General features: G+C 40.6%; 24 protein-coding genes, 19 tRNA genes and 1 riboswitch. Of the genes, 11 read left to right on the top strand and 32 right to left on the bottom strand.

The annotated features are described in order from the left end of the window. Positions 1–107 precede the first annotated feature (107 nt). Positions 108–953, top strand: coding sequence for a C39 family peptidase (locus tag KHA88_RS00215; RefSeq protein WP_213097912.1), 846 nt, complete (start codon positions 108–110; stop codon positions 951–953). Here KHA88_RS00215 and asnB read toward each other — a convergent pair. Next, positions 950–2,842, bottom strand: coding sequence for an asparagine synthase (glutamine-hydrolyzing) (gene asnB, locus KHA88_RS00210; protein ID WP_213121247.1), 1,893 nt, complete (start codon positions 2,840–2,842; stop codon positions 950–952). The two genes, KHA88_RS00215 and asnB, sit on opposite strands and share 4 nt — an antisense overlap. A 674-nt stretch (positions 2,843–3,516) precedes the next feature. Further along, on the bottom strand, positions 3,517–3,774 hold the full coding sequence (locus KHA88_RS00205; protein ID WP_213121246.1) for a hypothetical protein: 258 nt from the start codon (positions 3,772–3,774) through the stop codon (positions 3,517–3,519). Positions 3,775–4,258: 484 nt separating this feature from the next. On the opposite strand from KHA88_RS00205, the gene KHA88_RS00200 reads away from it, so the two are divergent. Next, positions 4,259–5,026, top strand: coding sequence for a CPBP family intramembrane glutamic endopeptidase (locus tag KHA88_RS00200; RefSeq protein ID WP_213121245.1), 768 nt, complete (start codon positions 4,259–4,261; stop codon positions 5,024–5,026). A 157-nt stretch (positions 5,027–5,183) separates the two neighbouring features. Here KHA88_RS00200 and metK read toward each other — a convergent pair whose 3' ends face one another. Next, on the bottom strand, positions 5,184–6,386 hold the full coding sequence (gene metK / locus KHA88_RS00195; protein ID WP_213121244.1) for a methionine adenosyltransferase: 1,203 nt from the start codon (positions 6,384–6,386) through the stop codon (positions 5,184–5,186). 155 nt (positions 6,387–6,541) lie between these two features. Then, a riboswitch (SAM riboswitch) is annotated at positions 6,542–6,669 on the bottom strand. A gap of 195 nt (positions 6,670–6,864) precedes the next feature. Between metK and pckA the strand changes: the two genes are divergently transcribed. Further along, entirely contained in the window at positions 6,865–8,451 is a 1,587-nt protein-coding gene (pckA, locus tag KHA88_RS00190; RefSeq protein ID WP_430413686.1) for a phosphoenolpyruvate carboxykinase (ATP), read from the top strand. A gap of 47 nt (positions 8,452–8,498) precedes the next feature. On the opposite strand, the gene KHA88_RS00185 is transcribed toward pckA, so the two are convergent. Beyond that, positions 8,499–8,741, bottom strand: a complete 243-nt coding sequence (locus KHA88_RS00185) for a DUF2584 domain-containing protein (protein ID WP_213097748.1) — start codon at positions 8,739–8,741, stop codon at positions 8,499–8,501. A 25-nt stretch (positions 8,742–8,766) separates the two neighbouring features. Beyond that, the gene (locus KHA88_RS00180) at positions 8,767–9,588 is read right to left on the bottom strand and encodes an alpha/beta hydrolase family protein (protein ID WP_213121242.1); all 822 of its coding nucleotides are present in this window, start codon (positions 9,586–9,588) and stop codon (positions 8,767–8,769) included. A 145-nt stretch (positions 9,589–9,733) separates the two neighbouring features. Here KHA88_RS00180 and KHA88_RS00175 point away from each other — a divergent pair, with 145 nt between their 5' ends. Genes KHA88_RS00175 through KHA88_RS00165 form a run of 3 tightly spaced genes read left to right on the top strand, consistent with a single transcriptional unit; the run spans position 9,734 to position 12,307 of the window. Continuing rightward, positions 9,734–10,726 (top strand): ABC transporter substrate-binding protein, encoded by a 993-nt coding sequence (locus KHA88_RS00175; RefSeq protein WP_213107402.1) that lies wholly within the window; start codon positions 9,734–9,736, stop codon positions 10,724–10,726. 14 nt (positions 10,727–10,740) lie between these two features. Then, positions 10,741–11,532 (top strand): ABC transporter ATP-binding protein, encoded by a 792-nt coding sequence (locus KHA88_RS00170; protein WP_213121241.1) that lies wholly within the window; start codon positions 10,741–10,743, stop codon positions 11,530–11,532. Then, on the top strand, positions 11,498–12,307 hold the full coding sequence (locus KHA88_RS00165; RefSeq protein ID WP_249312842.1) for an ABC transporter permease: 810 nt from the start codon (positions 11,498–11,500) through the stop codon (positions 12,305–12,307). Before KHA88_RS00170 ends, KHA88_RS00165 begins: the two co-directional genes overlap by 35 nt. A 31-nt stretch (positions 12,308–12,338) precedes the next feature. Here KHA88_RS00165 and ytkD read toward each other — a convergent pair whose 3' ends face one another. After that, positions 12,339–12,815 (bottom strand): RNA deprotection pyrophosphohydrolase, encoded by a 477-nt coding sequence (gene ytkD, locus KHA88_RS00160; RefSeq protein ID WP_213121239.1) that lies wholly within the window; start codon positions 12,813–12,815, stop codon positions 12,339–12,341. Positions 12,816–12,892: 77 nt separating this feature from the next. Further along, positions 12,893–13,228, bottom strand: a complete 336-nt coding sequence (locus KHA88_RS00155) for a hydrolase (protein WP_213097753.1) — start codon at positions 13,226–13,228, stop codon at positions 12,893–12,895. Between the two features lie 194 nt (positions 13,229–13,422). Between KHA88_RS00155 and KHA88_RS00150 the strand changes: the two genes are divergently transcribed. Further along, positions 13,423–13,665 (top strand): DUF6154 family protein, encoded by a 243-nt coding sequence (locus KHA88_RS00150; RefSeq protein ID WP_213097754.1) that lies wholly within the window; start codon positions 13,423–13,425, stop codon positions 13,663–13,665. A gap of 52 nt (positions 13,666–13,717) precedes the next feature. On the opposite strand, the gene KHA88_RS00145 is transcribed toward KHA88_RS00150, so the two are convergent. Further along, the gene (locus KHA88_RS00145; protein ID WP_213097755.1) at positions 13,718–14,167 is read right to left on the bottom strand and encodes a Dps family protein; all 450 of its coding nucleotides are present in this window, start codon (positions 14,165–14,167) and stop codon (positions 13,718–13,720) included. Between the two features lie 144 nt (positions 14,168–14,311). Here KHA88_RS00145 and yidD point away from each other — a divergent pair, with 144 nt between their 5' ends. Together yidD and KHA88_RS00135 are read left to right on the top strand one after the other, a co-directional pair. Then, positions 14,312–14,542: a membrane protein insertion efficiency factor YidD gene (yidD, locus tag KHA88_RS00140; protein WP_213097756.1), complete on the top strand. Its 231-nt coding sequence runs from the start codon at positions 14,312–14,314 to the stop codon at positions 14,540–14,542. 85 nt (positions 14,543–14,627) lie between these two features. Next, positions 14,628–14,780 carry a DUF1540 domain-containing protein gene (locus KHA88_RS00135; RefSeq protein WP_213097757.1) on the top strand — a complete coding sequence of 51 codons (153 nt, stop codon included), beginning with the start codon at positions 14,628–14,630 and terminating at the stop codon, positions 14,778–14,780. A gap of 73 nt (positions 14,781–14,853) precedes the next feature. Here KHA88_RS00135 and KHA88_RS00130 read toward each other — a convergent pair whose 3' ends face one another. From KHA88_RS00130 to KHA88_RS00110, 5 genes are all read right to left on the bottom strand, one after another. Further along, positions 14,854–16,320 (bottom strand): o-succinylbenzoate--CoA ligase, encoded by a 1,467-nt coding sequence (locus KHA88_RS00130; RefSeq protein WP_213121238.1) that lies wholly within the window; start codon positions 16,318–16,320, stop codon positions 14,854–14,856. Between the two features lie 100 nt (positions 16,321–16,420). Next, positions 16,421–17,239, bottom strand: a complete 819-nt coding sequence (gene menB, locus KHA88_RS00125; protein ID WP_213106670.1) for a 1,4-dihydroxy-2-naphthoyl-CoA synthase — start codon at positions 17,237–17,239, stop codon at positions 16,421–16,423. A 16-nt stretch (positions 17,240–17,255) separates the two neighbouring features. Beyond that, on the bottom strand, positions 17,256–18,074 hold the full coding sequence (gene menH, locus KHA88_RS00120) for a 2-succinyl-6-hydroxy-2,4-cyclohexadiene-1-carboxylate synthase (protein ID WP_213121237.1): 819 nt from the start codon (positions 18,072–18,074) through the stop codon (positions 17,256–17,258). Continuing rightward, positions 18,074–19,816: a 2-succinyl-5-enolpyruvyl-6-hydroxy-3-cyclohexene-1-carboxylic-acid synthase gene (gene menD / locus KHA88_RS00115; RefSeq protein ID WP_213121236.1), complete on the bottom strand. Its 1,743-nt coding sequence runs from the start codon at positions 19,814–19,816 to the stop codon at positions 18,074–18,076. Before menD ends, menH begins: the two co-directional genes overlap by 1 nt. Then, positions 19,813–21,210 carry an isochorismate synthase gene (locus tag KHA88_RS00110; RefSeq protein ID WP_213121235.1) on the bottom strand — a complete coding sequence of 466 codons (1,398 nt, stop codon included), beginning with the start codon at positions 21,208–21,210 and terminating at the stop codon, positions 19,813–19,815. The genes menD and KHA88_RS00110 overlap by 4 nt, the downstream gene beginning before the upstream one ends. 198 nt (positions 21,211–21,408) lie before the next feature. Here KHA88_RS00110 and KHA88_RS00105 point away from each other — a divergent pair, with 198 nt between their 5' ends. Beyond that, positions 21,409–22,332, top strand: coding sequence for a 1,4-dihydroxy-2-naphthoate polyprenyltransferase (locus KHA88_RS00105; protein ID WP_213097763.1), 924 nt, complete (start codon positions 21,409–21,411; stop codon positions 22,330–22,332). Positions 22,333–22,498: 166 nt separating this feature from the next. Continuing rightward, positions 22,499–23,245: a TraR/DksA C4-type zinc finger protein gene (locus KHA88_RS00100; protein ID WP_213097764.1), complete on the top strand. Its 747-nt coding sequence runs from the start codon at positions 22,499–22,501 to the stop codon at positions 23,243–23,245. A gap of 59 nt (positions 23,246–23,304) precedes the next feature. Here the strand turns inward: KHA88_RS00100 and KHA88_RS00095 are convergent. From KHA88_RS00095 to KHA88_RS00005, 19 genes are all read right to left on the bottom strand, one after another. Beyond that, positions 23,305–23,376: transfer RNA gene (locus KHA88_RS00095), tRNA-Glu, on the bottom strand. A 23-nt stretch (positions 23,377–23,399) separates the two neighbouring features. Beyond that, positions 23,400–23,490: transfer RNA gene (locus KHA88_RS00090), tRNA-Ser, on the bottom strand. A gap of 4 nt (positions 23,491–23,494) precedes the next feature. After that, positions 23,495–23,566: transfer RNA gene (locus KHA88_RS00085), tRNA-Asn, on the bottom strand. 1 nt (position 23,567) lies between these two features. After that, positions 23,568–23,644 (bottom strand) — tRNA-Ile (locus KHA88_RS00080). A 13-nt stretch (positions 23,645–23,657) separates the two neighbouring features. Continuing rightward, a tRNA-Gly gene (locus KHA88_RS00075) sits at positions 23,658–23,731 on the bottom strand. A gap of 18 nt (positions 23,732–23,749) precedes the next feature. Continuing rightward, positions 23,750–23,825, bottom strand: a tRNA-His gene (locus tag KHA88_RS00070). A gap of 27 nt (positions 23,826–23,852) precedes the next feature. After that, a tRNA-Phe gene (locus tag KHA88_RS00065) sits at positions 23,853–23,928 on the bottom strand. A gap of 43 nt (positions 23,929–23,971) precedes the next feature. Next, positions 23,972–24,047, bottom strand: a tRNA-Asp gene (locus KHA88_RS00060). A gap of 35 nt (positions 24,048–24,082) precedes the next feature. After that, positions 24,083–24,156 (bottom strand) — tRNA-Met (locus KHA88_RS00055). A 22-nt stretch (positions 24,157–24,178) separates the two neighbouring features. Then, a tRNA-Ser gene (locus tag KHA88_RS00050) sits at positions 24,179–24,271 on the bottom strand. Positions 24,272–24,283: 12 nt separating this feature from the next. After that, positions 24,284–24,360 (bottom strand) — tRNA-Ile (locus KHA88_RS00045). A gap of 6 nt (positions 24,361–24,366) precedes the next feature. Next, a tRNA-Met gene (locus tag KHA88_RS00040) sits at positions 24,367–24,443 on the bottom strand. 23 nt (positions 24,444–24,466) lie between these two features. After that, positions 24,467–24,542: transfer RNA gene (locus KHA88_RS00035), tRNA-Ala, on the bottom strand. Between the two features lie 18 nt (positions 24,543–24,560). Next, positions 24,561–24,637: transfer RNA gene (locus KHA88_RS00030), tRNA-Pro, on the bottom strand. Positions 24,638–24,662: 25 nt separating this feature from the next. Further along, positions 24,663–24,739: transfer RNA gene (locus tag KHA88_RS00025), tRNA-Arg, on the bottom strand. Positions 24,740–24,753: 14 nt separating this feature from the next. Further along, positions 24,754–24,839: transfer RNA gene (locus tag KHA88_RS00020), tRNA-Leu, on the bottom strand. 8 nt (positions 24,840–24,847) lie between these two features. After that, positions 24,848–24,922: transfer RNA gene (locus tag KHA88_RS00015), tRNA-Gly, on the bottom strand. Positions 24,923–24,931: 9 nt separating this feature from the next. Continuing rightward, positions 24,932–25,013: transfer RNA gene (locus KHA88_RS00010), tRNA-Leu, on the bottom strand. 8 nt (positions 25,014–25,021) lie between these two features. Further along, positions 25,022–25,097: transfer RNA gene (locus KHA88_RS00005), tRNA-Lys, on the bottom strand. Positions 25,098–25,145: the final 48 nt, after the last annotated feature.

Below are 25,145 nucleotides of genomic sequence, written 5' to 3'. Positions count from 1 at the left end.
ACAAAATGCTTCTTTGTCACATAGTTTTCATGATTAAAGATGGAAATTTTAGGATTTTGACCGATAAAATGCATGAAACCATTTTTATGATAAAGGTGAGTCATGCAATGAAAACACTGCAGTTCATAACGATCGCAAGTGCCGCTGGCGTCTTCATCCTGCTCTTCCATAAATATAAGCGAAATCCCATCTTTTCAGCAATATTCTCCATTTTTGCCATTACTCTTTTCGGCCTGGCAATCACTGTATACGGCACACGCGGGACTGGAGGTATTTCTCCGGTTGAAAAAAAGATCAGTCATACGAATTCTACCGAGCAAATTAAAAATCTGGAGTTAATAAAAATTAAAGACAAAGTTCTGCTTAACGCTCCTGTGATTGAACAATTTCCTGAGCTGCCGCGCGGATGTGAGGTCACGACTCTTGCCATGTTGCTTGAAAACGCAGGTGTGAAGGCGGATAAAATGAAGCTTGCGAAAGAAATAAAAAAAGATCCTACTCCTCGTACCATTAAAAATGGAAAAATCCATTTTGGAAATCCACATAAAGGTTTTGTCGGAAATATGTATACATTTAGCGAACCAGGACTTGGCGTTTATCACGAACCCATAATGGAACTTGCGCAAGACTATATTCCCGGAAGAGTCATCAATTTATCTGGACAATCGTTTGACGAATTGAAAATCCCGCTGTCTGATGGGAGACCTATTTGGGTGATTATTAATTCTCAATATCGTAAATTAGAAGATTCATATTTTCAAACATGGCATACAGACTCCGGGAAAATTCGAATCACAATGAAAGAGCATTCTGTTTTAATTACTGGATATGACAAGGAGTATGTCTATTTCAACGATCCACTAACAGGCATAAAAAATAAAAAAGCACCCATAAAAGACTTCGAGCAGTCATGGGTGCAAATGGGCAGCCAGGCGCTAACATATTCTTATTAAGAAAGAGCGCCGGCTGTTTTATATTGGTTTTGGAAATCATATTGTTCTTCCATATAGACGGAATGCCATACCATGAAGACGATCGCTGTCCATATTTTACGACTATGATCCATCTTCCCTTGGCAATGATCTTCAAGCAAGTTCAAGATATATTGTTTATTAATAATATGATCAGTATTACTGTTTTTAATAATTTCCTTCACCCAGTCATGCATTTCATCTTTTAACCAATGACGAATCGGCACTGGGAATCCGAGCTTTTTCCGGTTTAATACATGGTCAGGAACAATACCTTCCGCAGCTTTACGAAGTACGTATTTGGTTGTACCCTCTGCCGTTTTTAAGCTTGTCGGAATTTTCGAAGCAATCTTGAATACTTCCTTATCAAGAAATGGCACCCTTACTTCCAGTGAGTGGGCCATCGTCATTTTATCCGCCTTCAGCAAAATATCTCCGCGCATCCACGTATGGATATCAATATATTGCATCCGAGCTACTGGATCATAACCAACCGTATCAGCATATAGCGGTTTCGTAATGTCCCGGTAATCGATACCTTCATTGTAGCTTTTAAGTATTTGGCGCTTTTCTGATTCGGAGAACATTTTTGCATTTCCAATATACCGTTCTTCCATTGGCGTTACGCCGCGCTCAATAAAGCTTTTTCCTTTTACACCTTCTGGTAATGCTTTCGCAAGTGCTCTTAGTAACGAAATGCCAATAGGAGGGATTTTATTGAATACTTCTAATGATTGTGGCTCTCTATAAATATTGTATCCTCCAAACAATTCATCCGCACCTTCGCCAGAAAGGGCGACCGTTACATGTTTCCTAGCCTCTCTCGCTACAAAATATAGCGGTACACACGCTGGATCTGCTAATGGATCATCCATAAGCCACATGATTTTCGGCAGTTCCTTCATATATTCTTCCGGCGTAATGACATAGCTTATATTCTCTACACCAAGTTTGTCTGCTGTTTCTTTCGCAACATCAATTTCACTAAATCCGTCCCGTTGGAAACCAACAGAGAATGTTTTGATATTTGGATGAAATTGTTTAGCTATTGATGCGATGATTGATGAATCAATCCCGCCCGATAGGAATGAACCAACCGGTACATCACTTCGCATATGAAGATTAACGGAATCAAACAATACATCTTTAATTTCTCTTACGAAGTCGGATTCAGCTTTTTGGATTGGCTGAAAATTGGCTTTCCAATAGCGTGATATTTTCATGGATTCACCGAGCTTCTTCGTGAAATAATGCCCAGGCTCCAATTTTTTAATCCCAATCGTTAACGTTTCAGGTTCGGGAACGAACTGATATGTCAAGTACTGCTGTAATGCATCAGCATTCAACTCGTTTTCATTGATCGCAAGCAAAATACTTTTTTTCTCTGATGCAAAGAAAGTTCTGCCAGCTTCTTCCTTATAAAAGAAGGGCTTAATGCCAAACTGGTCACGGGCACCAAATAATTCCTGACTTTCTTTATCCCAAATCAGAAACGCAAACATACCGCGAAGCTTTTCTACTGCTTTTTCTTTCAATTGGCTGTAAAGAGCAATGATTACTTCAGTATCTGAGGCTGTTTCAAAAGCCAATCCGTCCTTTACAAGCTCCTCACGCAGCTCCACAAAGTTATAGATTTCTCCGTTGAAAATAATCCAATACCGGTCATTTTCATAAGATAAAGGCTGATGCCCGCTTTCAACATCAATAATACTTAGTCGGCGAAAACCGAACTGAATATGTTCATCTTCAAAATACCCATCATCATCTGGCCCGCGATGGGTAATCAAATCATTCAATTGTTTGAATGTTGCTTGATCGGGCACTTTATTGTCCGTAGCCTGATCATGGATGCAACCGATAAAACCACACATATAATGTCACCTGCTTTATTAAAGTTGAAGCGCAAAGTTTGTCAAATCCATGCGTCACATACCTGTTAATACTATCATTGTTTTATTAAATTTGGCAGTAATAATTACGAAAAAAAAAGCTTTTTTCGTAAAGATGATTGTTTAAGGCAAAAACATAAAACAAACACACAAAAATTGTTAATATTTGGTATCCTAGAAGTAATGTTAACAAACGATCAGATTTATTCCACGCAAAGAAGCGTCACATATTTATTTATGTTTTTAAAAGATTGTTTTTGTAAACATTGTTGCTTACCAAGATAGTACTTGGTTGATTTCCGCTACAGTTGCTCGCTTTCCGCGGGGCGGGCGGTGAGCCTCCTTGGCGTAAACGCCTGTGGGGTCTCACCTGTCCCGCTGATCCCGCAGGAGTCTCGCACTTTCGCTACAATCAACCTTCAACAGTTTTTATTTTAAAAGCAACAAACCCTTTGAAAAGATCCTTTAAAAAGAAGAAGCTAGTGAAGAGAAAATATGACCGTAAGGAACAACAGTTCATCTTTTTGATAAGCATACCAAGCGTCAATGTGTTGACACATCTTAATGGCATAAAAAGTTAGCCGGTGCTAATTCATCTACCCATTCAGCAATGCTAAGTGTTGGTTTAGCCAAAAGGAGCAGAATGTAGGAGCGCATCATGGAAGCTGGATCACGTGGTTCTGATCCTCTATTAGAATAGGAGATCCTAGGCCACAAGTAAGATAAGAGAGAGCGGTGATCCATAACTTGTAAATAATGGGCCAATCATTATTTACAATGGTGAGCACATTTCCAGAGTAATGCTTTCTTCTTAATTGGCCCATAACAGAGTTTTGATAATCTTCATGTGGAACGACAGTAGGTTTCAACTCCAACACCCCAATCACAGTTAGTAAGGAAATAAATTCCTTCACCGGCGATTATTGTTGTTTTTTTGAAAAGTAAAGTGTTTCCGACAAAAGTGGCAACAAAGTTTCATTGTATAAATAACGAACTTAAGCATTTCACGGAAATCGTATGAAAAGGAAGGGATATTTTGAAACAGGGTATGATCGTGGTCTCACCATGAGCAAAAGCATATCTTAGTTGATTGGAGTGGAAGGCGGCGACTCCTGGGGGATCAGCGTGGCAAATGAGACCCCGCAAGGCGCGAAGCGACTGAGGAGGCTCAACGCACGCCCCCCGGAAAGCGTCCGCCTGGAACGGAAATCAACTGTGGCCGGCTTTCAGTTGTATGTAGATTATTATCTCGTTCAATATAGAACGGGTAACTTTACTAAAAAAAGAGAAATATTCCCCTATTAAATGTAGAAGGGGAAATAAAAAATAGCACAAGAAAACCTGTACCATCTGACTGGGTGAATGCCCAGAGTATATTATATGAAGGAGGGAAATTTCATGTTGTATAAAATTTTAGGGCTTTTATTTCTTTGGGGCATGATCCTATTTACTGTATTGCAAACGGATACGATATTATGGATACTTTCTGCCTTATGCTCAATTATTTTCATGCATTTCATTTCCAAATGGACGAAGCAGGGAGGTTTTTCCCAAATAGGCTTACAGATGCAGAAAAGATGGTTACGTTATTTGTTCTTTGGTTGCTTAATTGGAGTAGGTTATATTTTATTTCGATACATCATTATGTTTAGCGCAGGTATCATAACATTTCATCCAATATCTTTTGATGTTAATCCCCTAATCATTTCGACCGTTATTTTATTGGTTTCAACGGCATACATCGGTTTTGCTGAAGAAATAGTATTCCGAGGTTATCTCATAAACATGTTGCACCCTTACTTTTCTAATAAGATTGTTATCATTATTTCTGCAACTGTTTTCACTCTAGGGCACTTAGTAGATGGAAATTTCAATATTTCAAGAATATTCTTCTTCTTCTTTTCTGGTCTATTTTTTGCTACCTGTTATATTGTGACTCGTTCCCTATGGTTTGTGGCAGGAATTCATTGGTCTTGGGATTTTACATGGTTTTACCTTGGAGCTGATGGAAGTACATCGAGTTCTAAAATAATCGACGTAACCCTCAATCAAGAAATGTCATTCTATTATGGATGGATTGATGCAATTATCGCTCTCGGGTTATTTTTACTACTGTTATTATTAACGAAACGGTCGTTTTCAAAAACAACGACAATCTCTGGATAGCAGGTATTTCCTCAAAAAGCAACAATCTATACAAAAAAACAACTTATCAAATAAAGAAAGGAGTTAACACGACACTTCTTTTACTGATTTTGTTTTACTCCAACTTTTATGCAATATAAAACGGAGCCGCATGTTTTGCGCCTCCGCTCTTATTTTGTTACTTTTTAAGCGTTATGTTCCGAATTGCTTCAGCTTTGTCTGTTCTTTCCCATGGCAAATCAAGGTCAGTACGGCCGAAATGTCCGTAGGCTGCTGTTTGCTTGTAAATCGGACGACGAAGATCGAGCATGCGGATAATTCCAGCAGGACGGAGATCAAAGTTTTCCCTAATTGCTTCAACCAATACTTCTTCAGCAATTTTGCCAGTTCCAAAAGTATCGACTGAAATTGAAACGGGTTGGGCTACACCGATTGCGTATGCAAGCTGGACTTCACATTTGTCAGCTACACCTGCAGCCACGATGTTTTTCGCTACGTAGCGTGCAGCGTACGCTGCAGAGCGGTCTACTTTTGTCGGATCTTTACCAGAGAAAGCACCACCGCCATGACGTGCATACCCGCCGTAAGTGTCGACAATGATTTTCCGGCCTGTAAGTCCTGCATCACCTTGTGGTCCGCCAATAACGAAACGGCCAGTAGGATTAATAAAGTATTTCGTGTTATCATCCATTAGCTCAGCTGGAACAACAGGTGCAATCACATACTCCTTAATATTGCGCTGGATTTGCTCAAGGCTAATTTCAGGATGATGTTGTGTCGAAATAACAATCGTATCAATTCTTACCGGTTTGCCATTTTCGTCATATTCAACCGTTACTTGAGTTTTCCCATCAGGACGTAAATATGGTAATATTTCCTCTTTACGCACTTCTGTCAATCTCCGAGCAAGCTTATGTGAGAGCGAAATTGGAAGCGGCATGAGTTCTTTCGTTTCGTTACATGCGTACCCGAACATTAAGCCTTGGTCTCCCGCACCGATTGCGTCAATTTCTTCATCAGACATTTGACCTTCTCGCGCTTCCAACGCCTTGTCAACACCTGCAGCAATATCGGGTGATTGTTCATCAATGGAAGTTAGTACAGAACAAGTATCCGCATCAAACCCGTATTTAGCACGTGTATAGCCGATTTCTTTCACTGTATCCCGGACTATTCTCGTAATATCCACGTAAGTACTCGTTGTAATTTCCCCTGCTACAAGCACGAGGCCCGTTGTTACAGATGTTTCACAGGCAACGCGAGCATTCGGATCGTTCGCAAGAATCGCATCCAGAATGGAATCAGAGATTTGATCACAAATCTTATCCGGATGTCCTTCTGTTACAGATTCTGAAGTAAATAAACGACGATTTTTGGACATCAATCATGTTCCTCCTTTAACAATATCTTCAATCCATATATTATTTTTTAACGGTACTCGTTCCCTTAATAATGAAAATTAGCTTTAGAAAAATAAAAAAACCTCTCCTACATTCATGTAGAGGAAAGGTTTTGACATTTGTTCTGAGCCTTTCACTCTTATCGCCCAAGGCTTGGCCTTGCAACAGGTTAGCACCTTTCTTCCTGGGAAACAATCGTTTCCGCTTGTCAGTAGGTTGCTGGGTTTCATAGGGCCTGTTCCCTCCACCATCTCAGGATAAGAGTATCCGTTCAATGTAAAATAATAACCTATTTTACCGAATAAAGTCAACCTGAAAGTATTTTACGCGAGTTTTTATCTATTTAATATGTTGTGTAAGAAAAATTTTAAGCATTTATATGAGTCGTTATTATCATAGACAATTAACCTTAATATGCTATACTTTTTATCAAATAAATCCAAAAAGGATGAAAATGAGATGAATTTATTAGGAATGAAGCGTGAATATGAATCATCAAAGAACGGACCGACCATTCATTTTCAACTTTCAGTTCCAGAGCTCGTAGAAAAAATCCTAAACCGAAATGAAGGAATTCTCACATCTTCAGGCGCCGTTCGTGTAGAAACTGGAAAATACACCGGACGCTCCCCTAAGGACAAATTCATAGTTAAAGAACGAGCAAGTATCGACAAAATTAATTGGGGTGCCGTTAATAAACCCATCTCCCCCGAAGCGTTTGAACGTCTATATTCAAAAGTAACCGATTATTTGGAATCAAAAGATGAAATTTTTTCATTCAAAGGCTTTGCAGGTGCGGACGAGCAGTATCGCCTGCCCATTCAAGTAATCAACGAATACGCTTGGCATAACTTATTTGCCCATCAGCTCTTTATTAGACCTTTGGATCAAGAAATAAAAGAGTTCGAGTCAGAATTCACGATCATTTCTGCTCCCGGCTTTAAAGCTTCACCCGAAATTGACGGCACAAACTCTGAAACTTTTATTATCGTCTCTTTTGAACAGAGGATCGTACTAATTGGTGGTACCGAATATGCAGGAGAAATGAAGAAATCTATTTTCTCCGTCATGAATTTTGTTCTTCCTGAAAAGGATGTTTTCTCCATGCATTGTTCAGCCAATGTCGGTCTTGATAACGATGTTGCGCTTTTTTTCGGCTTATCCGGAACTGGTAAAACAACTTTATCAGCTGATCCAAGCCGTCGGTTAATCGGGGACGATGAACATGGATGGTCCTCTAATGGAGTTTTTAATATTGAGGGTGGCTGCTATGCTAAAACAGCGGGATTAACGGAAGAAAAAGAACCGCAAATATACGAAGCCATTTCATTTGGCACAGTTTTGGAAAATGTAAGCGTCAACAAACATACACGTCAAGCCATTTATAGCGATACTTCTTTAACAGAGAATACAAGAGCAGCATATCCAATTCAAGCAATCAAAAATAATGTCGATCCAAGTATAGCTGGGCATCCGTCTACAATTATCTTTTTAACTGCTGATGCCTTTGGAGTTTTGCCTCCAATTAGCAAACTAACAAAGGAACAGGCGATGTATCATTTCTTAAGTGGATATACATCAAAGCTTGCCGGAACTGAACGTGATGTGACTTCACCTCAGGCGACTTTTTCAACTTGCTTTGGGTCGCCTTTTTTGCCTCTTCCAGCTGAACGCTATGCTAACATGCTGGGCAAGAAAATTGACGACCATCAGGTTCAAGTGTTTCTAGTAAACACCGGCTGGACTGGCGGCGAATATGGAACCGGTAAAAGAATGAAACTGAGTGAAACGCGATCGATGGTCCAAGCTGCAATAAACGGAGAATTAAATCATGTGGAAACAATTAAAGATGAAATTTTCGGATTAAACATTCCGCTTCATATTAACGGAGTTCCTGATGAGGTGCTGCAGCCTTCTAAAGCTTGGGAGGATGAGGAGAATTACAAGCGTATAGCAACTCAACTTGCTGGAAAGTTCAAAGAAAACTTTTCTCATTTTGCCGATATAGATAAAAAAATTGAGCAAATGGGTGGCCCGCTCGTATAACAGGCCACATCAAACAAACCCGCGGAGAAAACCTGCGGGTTTGTTTGTTAATTAATCGAGTGCAAAGATACAAGCTTATAAGTGACAATCGTAGTTTCGTTTGCCCATTCCACTTTTTGAATAACAGCTGTTGCCCTGTTTTCACTGTCCTTGGAATAGCGGACCTCTAGTGGAATATCAATGGGATATAGTCTATACCCCGATTTTTCAAGCGTAAAGATATTATCATTTTGTCTTTTTTCATTTCCCTTTGTAACGATCATCGTATTCAATTCAAGTGGCATTCCCATTCTGAATCCCCCTTATCCGTTTTTATTACTGATTAGCGCGTCCTTCACTTGCTTCCATTATACATGATTGCCGTTTCATCCACATGCATAAATCGGTGACAACTTCTCGATTTCGAGCTGGAGGAAAATAATGTGTGAAATTTTTAAAATACCAAGTATCTACATACTTCCCAAGGGAGTTCAATCTTTTCTCAAGGCGCTTAGCATGTTCTATTGATACGTTTCCGTCCAACTCACCATGAATAATGAGGACCGGTGCCTTCAACTTTTCCAGTTCATAGAGTGGTGTACGAAATTCATATTCTTTCGGCTCTGTTTTTGGTGTTCCGCCGATGACTCTTTTCATCATTCTTCTTAGGTCCTTCCTTTCAACATAGGTGAGTACCATATCTGTCACTCCTCCCCATGTCACAATAGAAGCGGCATCCACATAGTGAATACCAGTTAACAAAGCCATCACCCCTCCTCTCGAAAAACCAAATATATGTACTCGGTCCTTCTTCACAGATGGGTGCGCCTTTAACAATTCAAAGGCAGTAAAAGCATCCTCCCTATCTGCACCAGCAAAATCCTCGTTGCCTTCCCCACCTCGATTGCCACGGTAGAAGGGGGCAAAAACGATGAACCCCTCCGCTGCAAATTGTGCAATTCTCGCCGGGCGAACCATCCCAACATTTTTAATCCCACCTCTTAAGTAGAGGAAACCTTCGTACAATCCCGGCTCTTTTGGCTCAGCAAGTAAACCTTTCACTTTTAATTCACCGGATAAATATGTAACGGAAAATAATCGTACGAACGGATTTGGTGAAGGAAACGGTTGTATTTCCAGCATATATTGTATAGCCATTGATATTTTACTCCCTCCATTCATATTGTTCCTTTTCCTCTAAAAATAGGCTATCACACATTTTCTTATAGTTCATACGATATGGTAGCCCAAGTTAATTTTGCCTCACCAGGCACTTAAAAGGAGGAATTAATCGATGAAACCAATGCTGAAAGCCTTAATCCTCATTGTTATTGCCACTTTAGTTGCAATGACCGCAGTAGCATGTGATCAAAAAGGCGACTTAGAAAAAGTCAGGCTGGCCGAAGTAACCCGTTCCATTTTCTATACTCCCCAATATGTTGCACTTGAAAAAGGATTTTTTAAAGATGAAGGTCTTGATGTCGAATTAACAACAGCCTGGGGCGGGGATAAAACGATGACAGCCCTTTTGTCTGACGGTGCTGATATTGCGCTTGTAGGCTCAGAAACGTCCATATACGTCTATGCGCAAGGGGCATCGGATCCAGTCATTAACTTTGCCATGCTGACGCAAACAGATGGAACCTTTCTCGTCTCTAGAGATAAAATTGATCATTTTGAATGGGGAATGTTAAAGGGTTCCACATTTCTTGGCCAGCGTAAAGGTGGAATGCCGCAAATGGTTGGGGAATTTGTATTGAAAAAGCACGGAATTGATCCTCATGCAGATTTAGATTTAATCCAAAATATCGATTTCGCAAATATTGCTAATGCTTTCGGCTCAGGTACAGGAGATTATGTTCAGCTATTTGAACCAACTGCCTCCATTTTTGAGAAAGAGGGAAAAGGTCATATTGTTGCTTCTTTTGGTAAAGAGTCTGGCAAGGTACCATATACATCATTTATGGCAAAAGCAAGCTATATTGACAAAAACGAAGCGACAGTAGAAAAATTTGTCCGCGCACTCCATAAAGCACATCAATGGGTTGAAGATAACAGTGCTGCAGAGATTGCTAAAGTAGTTCATCCTTTCTTCGAAGACTCAGATCTTGGGACATTGGCAACGGTAGTTGAGCGCTATAAAAGCCAAGGCTCATTTGCAAAAGAAATGAAGCTAACAAAGGATAGCTGGGATAATCTACAAGCAATCATGGATGAAGCCGGCGAATTACCTAAGCAAGTTGAATATGAAAAGCTTGTGAATACAAAGATTGTGGAAAAGGTAACCAAAAAATAAAGGAGGGCCGTGTTATGAGCTTTCTCGTTGTTGAAAAAGTCGGCCACCATTATTTTTCTCCCTCCTCTGCCACAAAAGCATTGGAGGATGTTTCCTTTAAAATTGATGAAGGAGAATTCGTCTCACTTCTAGGTCCAAGTGGCTGCGGAAAAACAACCATGCTCTCGATTTTGTCAGGATTAATCATGCCCACAATTGGTTCAGTTACCATAGATCAAAAGCCCCCTGCCTACCATTCCAATTTAATTGGCTATATGCTTCAGCAGGATTATTTATTTCCGTGGAAAACGATAGAAGAAAATATATTACTTGGACTTAAATTAAATGGACGGCTCGACGAAGTTTCTCAACTCACTGCTTTATACTTTTTAGAGCAAATAGGTTTGGCTGGGGTAGAGAAGCAATTTCCCCGACAGCTTTCAGGCGGCATGCGCCAGAGAGCAGCTTTAGCTAGAACAATGGCAGTCAATCCGAAATTACTGCTTCTGGATGAGCCTTTTTCCGCTCTTGATTACCAAACCAAACTGAAACTAGAAGACCTCGTCTTTGAAATATTGAAGGAATATGGAAAAACTGCCGTGCTTGTTACCCATGATATCGGAGAAGCCATTGCTATGAGCGACCGAATCTTGCTTTTTTCCGCTAATCCCGGCAGGCTTCATAAAACGTTCGAAGTACCGAATTCACTCCGAAAACTGAAGCCCTTTGATGCTCGAAGTACAGAGGAATATAACATTTTATTTCAAGAAATATGGAAGGAGTTGGAGTCGCTTGAGGAAAATAGTGGACCCAAATCTCCTGTATGAGCATTATAAACAAAAAATAGCCGCAGAAAAAAAATGGGTGCTTTTTTATCAGCTTCTCATTTTCATCATTCTTTTTTCTTTTTGGGAAATAGCGAGCAGACTCCAATGGATTGACCCACTTATTTTCAGTTACCCATCAAAAGTTGGAAATTTATTCATTGAAAAAGTGGCCGATTCTACGATCTTTACACATTTGGGCGTAACTGTATTTGAAACAGTGTTCGGCTTTGTCCTTGGAACGATTCTAGGTACAATCTTAGCAGCCGTTCTATGGTGGTCCCCTTTTCTATCTAAAATCCTTGACCCATATCTCGTAATCATGAATGCCATGCCAAAGGTTGCTCTTGGACCTATTTTGATTGTTGGACTTGGTCCCGGGTTTACTTCCATCATTGCAATGGGCGCCATCATATCTATAATTATCACAACGATCGTCGTTTACACAGCATTTCGCAGTGTTGATAATAACTATTTAAAAGTGTTAAGTACTTTCGGGGCTTCGAGACGGCAAAAATTTCAGGAAGCCATCCTCCCTGCCTCTTTTCCGACGATCATTTCTACTTTAAAAGTGAATGTTGGTTTATCCTGGGTAGGTGTCATTGTCGGAGAATTTCTCGTTTCTGCGAAAGGGCTCGGCTACATGATCATATATGGTTTCCAGGTATTCAACTTCACGCTCGTCATGCTTTCACTATTGCTCATAGCCATTTTTGCGACAATGATGTATAAAGTAGTCGAATGGCTCGAAAAAAAATTAATTAAAGATAAAGAATAGGCTGTTTCCGAAGGTGGAAACAGCCTTTTACTTATATTAGGCCTAGTTCTTTTACTTTGGCCAAGGCTCGTAATACTACCTCATCTTGCATAATGAAGCTAAATTCGGGATTAGGAAGCTTAGCTAAAATATCGTCACTAATTAAAACAGGTCCTCCTGTTTCCATGTAATCGGCCTTTACATCAAGTTTATCGATATGAGCGAAAAATATGGCTTTTACAAATGGCCCCAAATCTACATCCTCAATAAAATATTCGCCAATAAAGGTGAGTGATTGAACAATCCCACCAGTTTCCTCATATACTTCTCTAAATGCGGTTTCGTTTATATTTTCTTGGTCTTCTACTTTTCCACCAGGAAATTCGAGGCCACGCACCGAATGGTTTGTTAGCAGCCACTTTTTTTGAAAGCGGCATATGACTAGAACGTGTCGCGCTTCAATAGAAAAGGAAGCTTGTTTAAAGGAAAGGAAGACCTGATTTCCTTTTACGTCATTAAATTCAAACATCGTACTCTCTCCATGTCTGCACAAGATAGAACCATTATACTTGAAACAATGGATCAAGTACGAAATTAGCGCTCTTTTTATTCACTTGTAAAACCGTTCAATATTCCCATGTTCTCTACATGATTTCTAGCTTCCTCATCTCCAAGCCGGTGTATCATTTCATAAATTCGAATTAAATTTTCGTCATGTTGATCATTTGTCGGATCATTATGGTATTCTATAAATGGGATATGGGCGCGAAGAAAATCATCTATACTGTTATCATAATTGGAATCAAATATCTCCCGCAGCCGTGTTATTTCATCATCCGTTGCTTCAATTTTAAATTGCCATGGAGAATCGTTTGCTGTGGTCATAATTTCTCCCGCACCAACCGATATATAATATGTTTTCTTGTCCTCCACGATCTTCATCCTCCTCATCATTGCGTTCTGATAAAAAAAATCCTATGCATATTTTGCTGCTCTCACACCTATTTTATTCTTAACAGGATTTTTCTAAAAAATATTGATTGCAAATTTTTTATGCGGGTATAAGACAAATATTAGTTGATTGGACAGAATGAATATGGGATGATCATTTTATAATAAAAGAGGTGAGAAACAACATGAAGCTAGTTGACGAGTTATTTGCCATGTATCGCGATAAGCTATCAGGTGATGAAGAAGATTTAGATATGATTACATTTGCGGTATTAGAGCATTACGACCGGGATGAATTAATGGGGATTGTAAAGGATATGAATGAACATGAACTACAATATTTCATTCGTTTGTACTTACTGGAAGCGTTAAAGGGGAAGTTTGCTCAATCAGAGGGGTATCCCGCATCATCCAAACATTTGCATTAATGATTTCATACATAGAAAAGGGGCTGTCCCATAAATTGGGACAGCCCTTCACTTATCCTAAATATGCTTTTAGCATCCAATTATGCTTTTCTAAGCTCTGATGGACAGCAAGCAGCATATCCCCCGTCGTATCATCACCCGCCGCCGTAGCAAGGTCTATGCCTTCCTTTAATTCTTCAATAATAATCGTGAAGTCATCAACGATAGATTGAACCATGCTTTCAGCGTCTTGTTCACCATTAGCCTCTTTAATGCTTGCCATTTCCAATGATTCTTTTAGAGTCGCAACGGGATTTTCTTCAAGTGCAAGCAATCTTTCTGCCAGTTCGTCAATATGAACAGCTGCCTCATTATAAAGTTCTTCAAACTTGTCATGAAGAACAAAAAAGTGATGTCCTTTTACATACCAATGATAGTTATGTAGCTTTGTAAAAAGAACCGTCCAATTGGCAACTTGTTTATTTACAATTTGTGTTAATTTTTTCGTATCATTTACAGCCATTTTATCACTCCTCCTACTAAATAATTACCCTCTTTTTCTCCTGTCAAACAGGTTTATTTTCTCCTGACGTGGTTGAATTATGCTAAAATAACTTACGTAGTGACAAAGGAAAAAAGTGTACATCAGATAGAAAGAAGCGATCATATGCTTAAATCTGTTTTATTGAAATTCATTCGATTTTATCAAGTTGTTATTTCCCCCATTAAACCACCAACTTGCCGATTTTACCCAACCTGTTCCCAATACGGGATAGAAGCCATTCAACGGTTCGGTGCTATACGTGGCGGCTGGCTTACCATAAAAAGAATAATGAAATGCCATCCGTTTCACCCCGGAGGAATGGACCCTGTTCCCGAGAACAATAAGAAAGATTAACTAGATGCTTAATATTTCCTCTCATAAGGCTGATCATAAAGTCTAAAACTATTTGTGTATCTATATCTTAAAAGGAGTGATACACATGGCGGAAGATGTTTTATGTGAAGTGCAGAACTGTCATTATTGGAAAAACGGCAATCAGTGTTCTGCTGATTCAATTTATGTAGTAAGTCATACTGGAAAAAAAGCCGAAACTGAACATGAAACCGACTGCCAAACATTTAAACGAAAGTAAACAAGCCTTTGGACGCACAAACTTCCAAGGACAAAGTTAAGAGGGGCTGTCCCATACAGCCCCTCTTCATGAATCAATCTATATATTGAATTAAATTCCTGCGCATAAGCTTATTCGATCCATTTCTCGGCAGTTCTTTAATTTGAATTATTTGCTTAGGAACTTTATATGAAGCGAGTCTTTCATGACAGAAATGGAATAACTCTTCTACTGATAAAACCTGCTTTGAAACAATAAAAGCATATGGGACCTGACCCCAAATAGGATCATCTACTCCCGTCACACCTGCTTCAACCACCCCGTCATGCTCTAATAGCACTTCTTCAATCTCTGCCGGATATATATTCTCTCCTCCAGATATGATTAAGTCAGAACGCCGATCAAGTATGTATAAAAAACCTTCTTCATCCAAATGGCCAAGGTCACCTGTTGAAAACCAGCCATCTTGAAAGGATTCTTCATTAGCTTTCTCTCTGTTTAAATAACCAATCGTTACATTGGGCCCCTTTACAGTAATTTCGCCAATTTCTCCATTGGGTAAGCTTTGACCGCTATTTGAAACCACTTTTATTTGCGATGGAAATATGGGTTTACCTGCGGAACCAATTTTTTTCAAACTATCTTCCGGGGATAGTGTGACAATTTGCGAGGAGGTTTCTGTCATCCCATACGTTTGAAATACAGGTATTCCTTTATTCAAACATTCCTCTAGAAGTGGACGCGGAGCCGGTCCCCCGCCTAGAAGCATGCACCGAAAATTCGCATGGTAGGTTTTATCCTCTAAAACAGCAAGCATGCGATTCATCATCGCTGATACTGCGGACATGATGGTTATTTTTCCACTTTGCAATAAGGTGTTTGCTTTCTTTTCATCAAATTGTTCCATCAAATAAACGGGAATACCGTAGATGACACTTCTCATCAAAATCGACATACCACTAATATGAAAAATCGGCACTGTACAAAGCCAAGCATCATTTGCTTGAAGTCCAAGATTTAATGAAGATCCAATAGCACTCCACCAATGATTGCCGTATGTTTGCATGACACCTTTTGGCTTTCCAGTCGTTCCAGAAGTGTACATGATTGAACATACTCGATCGAGAGAAAATTCCGTTTCCGTTAACTCCTTTTTATCGAAGCGGTTTATTTCATCAACAGTAAATGCTTGTATCTTATATTGCGAAAGTATTTTTTCCACTGTTTGTAAGAAATCACCATCATATATTATTACTTCGGCACCACTATCCTTTATTTGAAAAGTTAATTCAGAGGCTGTCAGTCTATGATTAAGAAAAACGGTTTTGACACCTATCTGCTGAAGCGCATGAATAACCCACACTGTTTCAGGACGGTTCTTCATCAGTACAGCCACCGTGTTGCTCTGCGATAATTCTAGAGAATGAAGGGAAAAAGCCATGTCCATGACAATTTCGGTCATTTGATGAAAGGACCACGATTGATTTTCAAAAACAAGCGCTGTCCGATTCGGCGTTAAATATGCTCGTTGAAGAAGCCAATTTGGAATCGTTTCTCCCATGATTAAAACCCCTTAAATTACTATTTTAAAAAAGAAAAGCCTGACGGTGTTAGCCATCAGGTCTAATTTTTTGTCTAGCTAATAGAGCCTAACCCCTTTATTACGGAAATCTTGGGAATTGATCAAAGTCTGGCTTCCGCTTCTCTTTAAATGCATCTCTTCCTTCTTTAGCTTCATCTGACGTATAGTATAGGAGTGTTGCATCCCCAGCAAGCTGCTGAAGGCCGGCAAGACCATCTGTGTCCGCATTAAAAGCTGCTTTTAAAAATCGGAGTGCAGTAGGACTCTTCTCAAGCATTTCTTCGCACCATTTTACTGTTTCTGCTTCTAATTGATCAAGGGGTACTACCGTATTAACAAGACCCATATCTAGCGCTTCCTCCGCGTTATACTGACGGCATAGGAACCAAATTTCCTTCGCTTTTTTATGTCCGATTATCCGCGCCAAATATCCAGAACCATATCCGGCATCAAAACTGCCTACTTTCGGTCCAGTTTGGCCAAACACGGCATTGTCAGCTGCAATTGTTAAGTCACAAACAACATGCAGAACATGTCCGCCTCCGATAGCATAACCAGCTACCATCGCCACAACTGGTTTAGGAATTACTCGGATCAACCTTTGTAAATCAAGCACGTTCAAACGAGGAATATTATCTTCCCCAACATACCCTCCGTGTCCCCTTACTGATTGGTCTCCGCCAGAACAGAATGCTCTTCCACCAGCCCCAGTTAGCACAATGACACCGACTGATTGATCATCTCTTGCGTACGCAAAAGCATCGATTAGTTCCATCACTGTTTTCGGTGTAAATGCATTATGTACCTCAGGTCGGTTAATCGTAATTTTTGCGATACCGTTGTATGTTTCATAAAGAATATCTTCATATTCTCTTTCTTTCGTCCATTGAATTGCCATAAAGATTTCCCCCTTGTTATGTAAAATTTTGTTTCAATAACTGCTTTCTTACTATTGTACCAAACTTTATTGGATCCTCCACATGAATTGCATGGCCTACACCATTAAATTCGACAAGCTTTGCATGTGGAATCAGTGATTTCATTTCATGAGCAACGTCACAAAACTTAACATCTAGCTCACCACATAATAATAATACGGGCATGTGCAAATTTTGTAGTTGATCCCACCAGGCGGTTTGCGATCCCGTCCCCATTCCTCTTAAGCTATTTACTAAGCCAAGCGGGTTGTTCGACAGGCGCTTAATTCTAATCTCGGAAAGGATTGACTTTGGAAGTCGCTCTTGTGATTTAAATAAAGGTATTTGTCCCCAGTAATTTACAAACTCTTCAATGCCTTTATCCAAGATCATATTAGCTAGCTTTTCATCCTGCCTAATCCTTTCCCTCCTTTCATCAGGTGTTTTTAAGCCTGGGGAAGCACTTTCGAGAGCAAGACTAAGGATTCTTTCAGGATAAAGCATGGCGAAACTAAGTGCCAGTCTTCCTCCCATCGAATATCCCAATATATGTGCCTTATTAATTTTTAATTGGTTGAGAATGACAATTATATCCTTAGCAACATTACTCATCGTATATCTGCTTATATCCCCAGGAGAAGCAGTCTTACCATGTCCAATAATATCAACCGCGATAATTTGAAATGATTGGCTCAATAGTAAACTTACTTTTTCCCATGTTGTGCTATCACCCGTAAATCCATGTAAGAAAACAAGTGGTTCTCCTTCGCCCCTTACATCGATATAATATTCCACCCCATCGACATTTATCAGCATTATTCAACATCCTGTAAATAATTGTTTATTTCCCGGGAAACATGCTGCCACATTTCGCGATGAGACTCAAGATTTTTAGCACGATCTGTCGGAATTTCAATTACATTTAAGCCTTCATGACTGACAGCTTCTAATATTGCTAATTTAAAGCCATCCCAGTCAAAGATTTTTGTATATTGACCATGATACATTTGTACTGCATGTTCATAATTCAACCCCGTCGGAGTCCCATATAATAATTCAAAATATTTAGGTTCCTTTGCCTGAGGCAGATAGGAGAAAATGCCGCCACCATCATTATTCAATAAAATAATATTAATGTTTAGCTTATGTAGCTTGGCAGCTAACAAACCGTTCATATCATGGAAAAACGATAGGTCCCCTATGACAAGAAAGAGTGGCCGCTCGTGCACCGCAGCACCTAAAGCGGATGACACAACTCCATCGATTCCATTAGCCCCGCGGTTAGCCATCACTCGAATATTACTTTTGTTTTTATGGAAAAATGTGTCCATATCACGGATTGGCATACTATTGCCAACAAAAACAGTACTGTCCTCAGGAAGTAATTTTGCCAGTTCAAATATAGCCTTTCCTTCTTCAAGTTCTTCGCTTGGAACCATATAAGTTGAAATTGCGTCTTTTGCAATTACGTCCATTTCTAGCCACATTTTCAACCACTTTGACTTTTTTGACTCCAAAATTTGAGCAGCTAGGTCATCACAAAAAATGGCCTCATCACTATTTATCATTGTTGTTGCCATATGGTTTGGTTCCCGCCATCCTGCCCCACCATCCACGATCACATATTGTAAATCTTGGAGGTTCTTAACGAATAATGAGAGTGGCTTTGATACAGGCATATCGCCGAAGCGAATAATCAACTCTGGTTTTAGTTGTTCCACTGCTTTCTCGGATTTTAAAATTGCATCGTAGCTATCAATCACATGATTATCTGTCACAACATTGCTCCGTAGTTGAGACAGAGGGTCGGCTAAAATCGGAAAACCGAGTTTTTCCGCCAAGTTTTGTACACTCTCGGAAAATCCAAGTTCATCAATCGGTCCACAAACAATTAAACCTTTTTCAATGGTCTGCCATTCTTCGGCAAGCTTTTTGATTGATTCAATAGGCAATAAAAGACGGCCATTTTCAATCAATAACGGTGGCCTTTGCTGACTAAATGGGTTTGGATTAAGTATTGGGATAAGCGGTTCGCGAAAAGGAAAGTTCAAATGAACAGGACCTTTAGGTAACCCCGTTGCTTCCTTTACTGCTCTGACTGCAGATGTTTCCGCATAATTAGCCTGGGCTCGTCCTTCTTCAGGCAATGCCATATCAGTAAACCATCTTACGTGGTGACCGTATAAATGAATTTGATCAATGGCTTGTGGCGCCCCGACATTACGGAGTTCATGCGGACGGTCAGCTGTCAAAACGATGAGGGGAATCCTTGAAAGACTTGCTTCAACAACAGCCGGATAGTAATTGGCTGCTGCTGTGCCAGATGTACATAGCAAAGCTACTGGTTTACGTGATGCTTTTGCGAGTCCTAGTGCAAAAAAGCCGGCCGACCGTTCGTCAATATTCATATATATTCGCAAGTCAGTATGCGCGGCCATCAACATAGCCAGAGGGGTAGATCGGGAACCGGGGCTAATGACGACATCTTTGATGCCAGCATGGACAAGACCTGTCACAAACGCAGCTAAGTATTGGGTAAGTGCTTCTTGATGTTTCATTCCTTTTCTCCTCTCAAAGCCCGCAGCATTGGTAGAAATTTAATGCCTGTTTCGACTAATTCATCTTTTGGTACAGAACCGGGCACTAGTCCACATCCGGCAAATAAAACGGCTTCTTTTTCTTTTAATATACCGGACCTAATAGCAACGATAAATTCCCCATTTCCTCTATAATCCGCCCATCCTAGCGGTGCTGCATAGAAACCACGGTCCATATTCTCTTTTTCCCTAATGACTTTCATGGCAGCATTAGTTGGAACCCCACCTAGTGCTGGAGTTGGATGAAGATCCTTTACAATTTGAAAAATTGAACTTTCCGGCTTTGTTTTTCCAGATACCGGTGTATATAAATGCTGAATATCAGGTGTTTTCATTAGGATTGGTTTTTCCGGAATGTTCATTTCCACACAGTATGGCTTTAACGCATTCTCAATCATTGAGACAACAAGCTCATGTTCAAATAAGTTTTTTTTATCTTTTAATAGAAAATTACCGAGCTCATTATCTTTATCCACATTTTTACTTCTCCCCATCGATCCCGCCAAACAAGTAGATAATACGTGATCACCGGTTTTCTTCACGAGTCTCTCGGGTGAAGCTCCGAGAAAACAGCTTTCCTCCGCTTCCATGGCAAAAATGAAACTGGTTGGCTGCTGGTCAATTAATTGTTGCAGTACATACGACGAAGAAGCTTGGTCTGCAAACCTTAGCTTCATTTTCCGAGCAAAAACCACTTTTTGAAGATCTGTTTCGGTTAAATCTTTCACGATATCTTTTACCGTATGCACCCATTCATCTTTGCCAATCTCATCGCTATCTTTAATGTAGATTGGAATATCACTGGAGGTTACCTTCCAATTCTCTAGCTGATTTACAAATTGAGATGCTTCATCTAGCAACATCCCTTTACTTGAAGCCGATTGGTCCATAAAATTTATCGTTAAATAATACTGCTCATCATTTGCTGTTAACATATACTTCGGTAAATAAAATAATGAATTTCCATACGACTGCCATTCTTTTTCTTTTTTACTCTCCGGATCAAAAGAAAAACCCCCAAATAGCAGCGGTCCTGTTCCGGGTATTTCGTATGGATTTTCAATTTCTGCATCGTTTATCAATGTTTCCCATTGTTCTTGGATTTCACTAAATCTTTCATTTGTGTTTTTACCATAAAAAACATGAGATACACCAATTCCCACTATCCATGATGATTGGTCTGAACTTTTCCAAAAAAATCTTCTGCCAGTAAAAGCAGGCTGATTATAGGTGAAAAAGTCGATAGGGTGGCGTGAATCTATTTTAAATGTATAACTAAAAAGCTTGTCAATGCCCTCATTACTTGTATGCTCCGTTTCAATGGCAAAGTTAGCTTGCGATAATGATTTCGTCAACATAATCTCTCCTAAAGCACCGAACTTTAATTATCCTTTTACTATCTTATTATATATGAATACACGACCTAAATGTAGCTTTCATGCTTGCGGAAATGATTCCCTTCATGATATAGCGGAAATAGATTGACACTTTCACCCTCATTACCTACACTTTAAGAGGTGAAGTTTATATATATATTAAGGGAGAGACAACGCATGAATGTACAGACAAATTCTGTCGTGCCAGCAGAAAAAGGTTGGCGGGTATGGTGGCAACTAACCCGTCCTCATACATTGACTGCTGCTTTCGTTCCTGTACTACTTGGAACAGCATTGGCAGTCAAAAATAATTCTATTCATATACCACTTTTTTTAGCAATGTTGTTTGCCAGCCTCCTAATTCAGGTGGCAACAAACATGTTTAACGAGTACTTTGATTATGCGAGAGGCCTCGATAACGAAAATTCAGTCGGTATCGGTGGGGCAATTGTTCGGAATGGAGTTAAGCCAGGAACAGTACTTCGCCTCGGTTTTACACTATTTGGGGTAGCACTTTTACTTGGTCTTTATATTTCCGCAAGCAGTAGCTGGTGGATTGCAGTGATCGGACTTATCTGTATGGCGGTAGCATATTTTTATACAGGCGGGCCGCACCCAATTGCTTACACGCCTTTTGGCGAATTAATGTCAGGATTTTTCATGGGTGTAGTCATTATTCAAATCTCCTTCTTTATACAAACGGGATACATCACAAACGTAAGTATACTCGTGTCCATCCCCGTTTCTATTTTAATCGGAACGATCATGCTAGCCAATAATATTCGCGATTTGGACGGTGATCAAAAGAATGGCCGAAAAACCCTCGCGATTCTAGTTGGCAGACAGAATGCGATTAAATTACTAGCCGGAATGTTTATTGTTTCTTACAGTTGGATTGTACTTCTCATCCTTTTTACTGATACATCTCCTTGGTTGCTAATTACGTTTATTAGCATTCCAAAAGCTTTGAAGGCTGTCAGGGGATTCATCGGCAAAACAGAGCCGCTTCAAATGATGCCTGCAATGAAAGCAACTGCACAAACAAATACAATTTTCGGCTTTCTCATGTCCATTGGTTTATTTATCGGCTATTTTCTTTAAAATCAACAGCACTTGCTATTTGCAAGTGCTGTTTTTCTTTGTGTAGGTTTAACTTTGAAGAGAAAAAGGAAAGATACGAACAATACGGCATAATTATTTCAGAACAAATAAGCTTTAGCAAAAACGTTCATACTATAATGATTGCATATGAAAAGGATGTGGCAACATGCTTACAGATAAACAAATTTCCTACTTGAAAAGTGAACTTTTAAATCAGCTCGATCAACTTACTCTTAATATTGATAATGAAGGAGAAGTTGTCGAGAGTGCAAATGCCCGGGAAAGAGAATTATCTATGTACGATAATCATCCAGCAGATATGGGGACTGAACTTTTCGAACGTGAGAGGGACATGGCCCTTTCCGTACATGCTGAATCGGAATTGGTTAAGGTTAAACAGGCCCTTGAGGCAATCGATTCGGGAAAGTATGGGAAATGTGAAACTTGTGGAAAAGATATCCCTTACGAACGACTAGAGGCCATCCCTAATACAACTTTTTGTGTGGAACATAGTCCTGAACAAATTTTACCCAGCGATCGCCCTGTCGAAGAAGAAATATTGGATCCGGCAGTGGATAATTCCTTTGCTGGCCGTGACAAAAGCAGCCCTGTAAGGCATTATCGTGACAGTTTTCAAGAAGTAGCCAAGTTCGGAACATCAGAAACCCCTTCTGATTTCGAGGGAGATTTTAATGACTACGATCAATTATATCAAGATGAACTAAAAGATGGGTTCACTGAAGAATATGAAACGTTTATTGGAAACGATATAGAAGGAAAGGATACGAAAATCTTCATGTCAGAGGAGAAAATGGAATACGAAGAAAGATTGGATGAAGAAGGAATTGAAGCACCCTTTGGAGATGTTCCTTATAAACTCACTGACGGCTATGTGGATGATGAAGAATCTTAATTAAAATATAAACAAATCAAAAAAGCCATCCGATTGGATGGCTTTTTTGCAAATCAGGATGACCCCTACGGGATTCGAACCCGTGTTACCGCCGTGAAAGGGCGGTGTCTTAACCGCTTGACCAAGGGGCCATATGTAAATGTTAAATAAGGTATGGCGGAGAAGGAGGGATTTGAACCCTCGCGCCGCTTACGCGACCTATGCCCTTAGCAGGGGCACCTCTTCAGCCTCTTGAGTACTTCCCCAAAACTCCGCAGGTAGGATTCGAACCTACGACCGATCGGTTAACAGCCGATAGCTCTACCACTGAGCTACTGCGGAATGGTGGGCCTGAGTGGACTCGAACCACCGACCTCACGCTTATCAGGCGTGTGCTCTAACCAGCTGAGCTACAGGCCCATATTGTAAAATATGGAGCGGGTGAAGGGAATCGAACCCTCATCATCAGCTTGGAAGGCTGAGGTTTTACCACTAAACTACACCCGCATATTAAATTCGTTATAATGGGGCGACTGATGGGAATCGAACCCACGAATGTCGGAGCCACAATCCGATGCGTTAACCACTTCGCCACAACCGCCATGTCATTGTTATGATAAAAAATGAATGGTGGCTCAGGACGGAATCGAACCGCCGACACAAGGATTTTCAGTCCTTTGCTCTACCGACTGAGCTACTGAGCCATATGATATATTTTCATACTGAAACATAATTACTTTAGAAAAATGGCGGTCCCGACGGGAATCGAACCCGCGATCTCCTGCGTGACAGGCAGGCATGTTAACCGCTACACCACGGGACCAGATAATTCAGGAGTTTAAACCTGAATTATTGTAATTGCGGGGACAGGATTTGAACCTGCGACCTTCGGGTTATGAGCCCGACGAGCTACCGGACTGCTCCACCCCGCGACGATAAGCTAAACAAAATATATGGAGGAGGTAGAGGGATTCGAACCCCCGCGGGATTTGACTCCCCTGTCGGTTTTCAAGACCGATCCCTTCAGCCGGACTTGGGTATACCTCCAAATAAGTATAATGGTGGACCTTGTAGGACTCGAACCTACGACCGGACGGTTATGAGCCGTCTGCTCTAACCAGCTGAGCTAAAGGTCCTCTATATGGTAGCGGCGGAGGGGATCGAACCCACGACCTCACGGGTATGAACCGTACGCTCTAGCCAGCTGAGCTACGCCGCCAATATAGGATAATTTCATAAAAATGGTGGAGCCTAGCGGGATCGAACCGCTGACCTCCTGCGTGCAAGGCAGGCGCTCTCCCAGCTGAGCTAAGGCCCCATTTTATAAGTTTAAAGATGGTCGGGAAGACAGGATTCGAACCTGCGACCCCTTGGTCCCAAACCAAGTGCTCTACCAAGCTGAGCTACTTCCCGTATATCTCAATTGTAAGATATGTATTGGCGCGCCCGACAGGAGTCGAACCCATAACCTTCTGATCCGTAGTCAGACGCTCTATCCAATTGAGCTACGGGCGCAAATAAAACTACTATGCCGAGAACCGGAATCGAACCGGTACGGTAGTCACCTACCGCAGGATTTTAAGTCCTGTGCGTCTGCCAGTTCCGCCACCCCGGCATTTCATTTGGAGCGGAAGACGGGATTCGAACCCGCGACCCCCACCTTGGCAAGGTGGTGTTCTACCACTGAACTACTTCCGCTTTACTCTATGCGGGTGAAGGGAGTCGAACCCCCACGCCTTACGGCACTAGATCCTAAGTCTAGCGTGTCTGCCAGTTCCACCACACCCGCAAAAAAAATGGTGAGCCATGCAGGATTCGAACCTGCGACCCTCTGATTAAAAGTCAGATGCTCTACCGACTGAGCTAATGGCTCGTACAATAAATTTCTAAAATTGACCAAAAATGGTGCCGGCCAGAGGAC

The organism is Lederbergia citrea, from assembly GCF_018343525.1.
Classification (GTDB): Bacteria; Bacillota; Bacilli; order Bacillales; family Bacillaceae_C; genus Lederbergia; species Lederbergia citrea.
The sequence above is the reverse complement of the archived record's forward strand: the minus strand, read 5'-3'. Positions and strand labels throughout refer to the sequence as shown.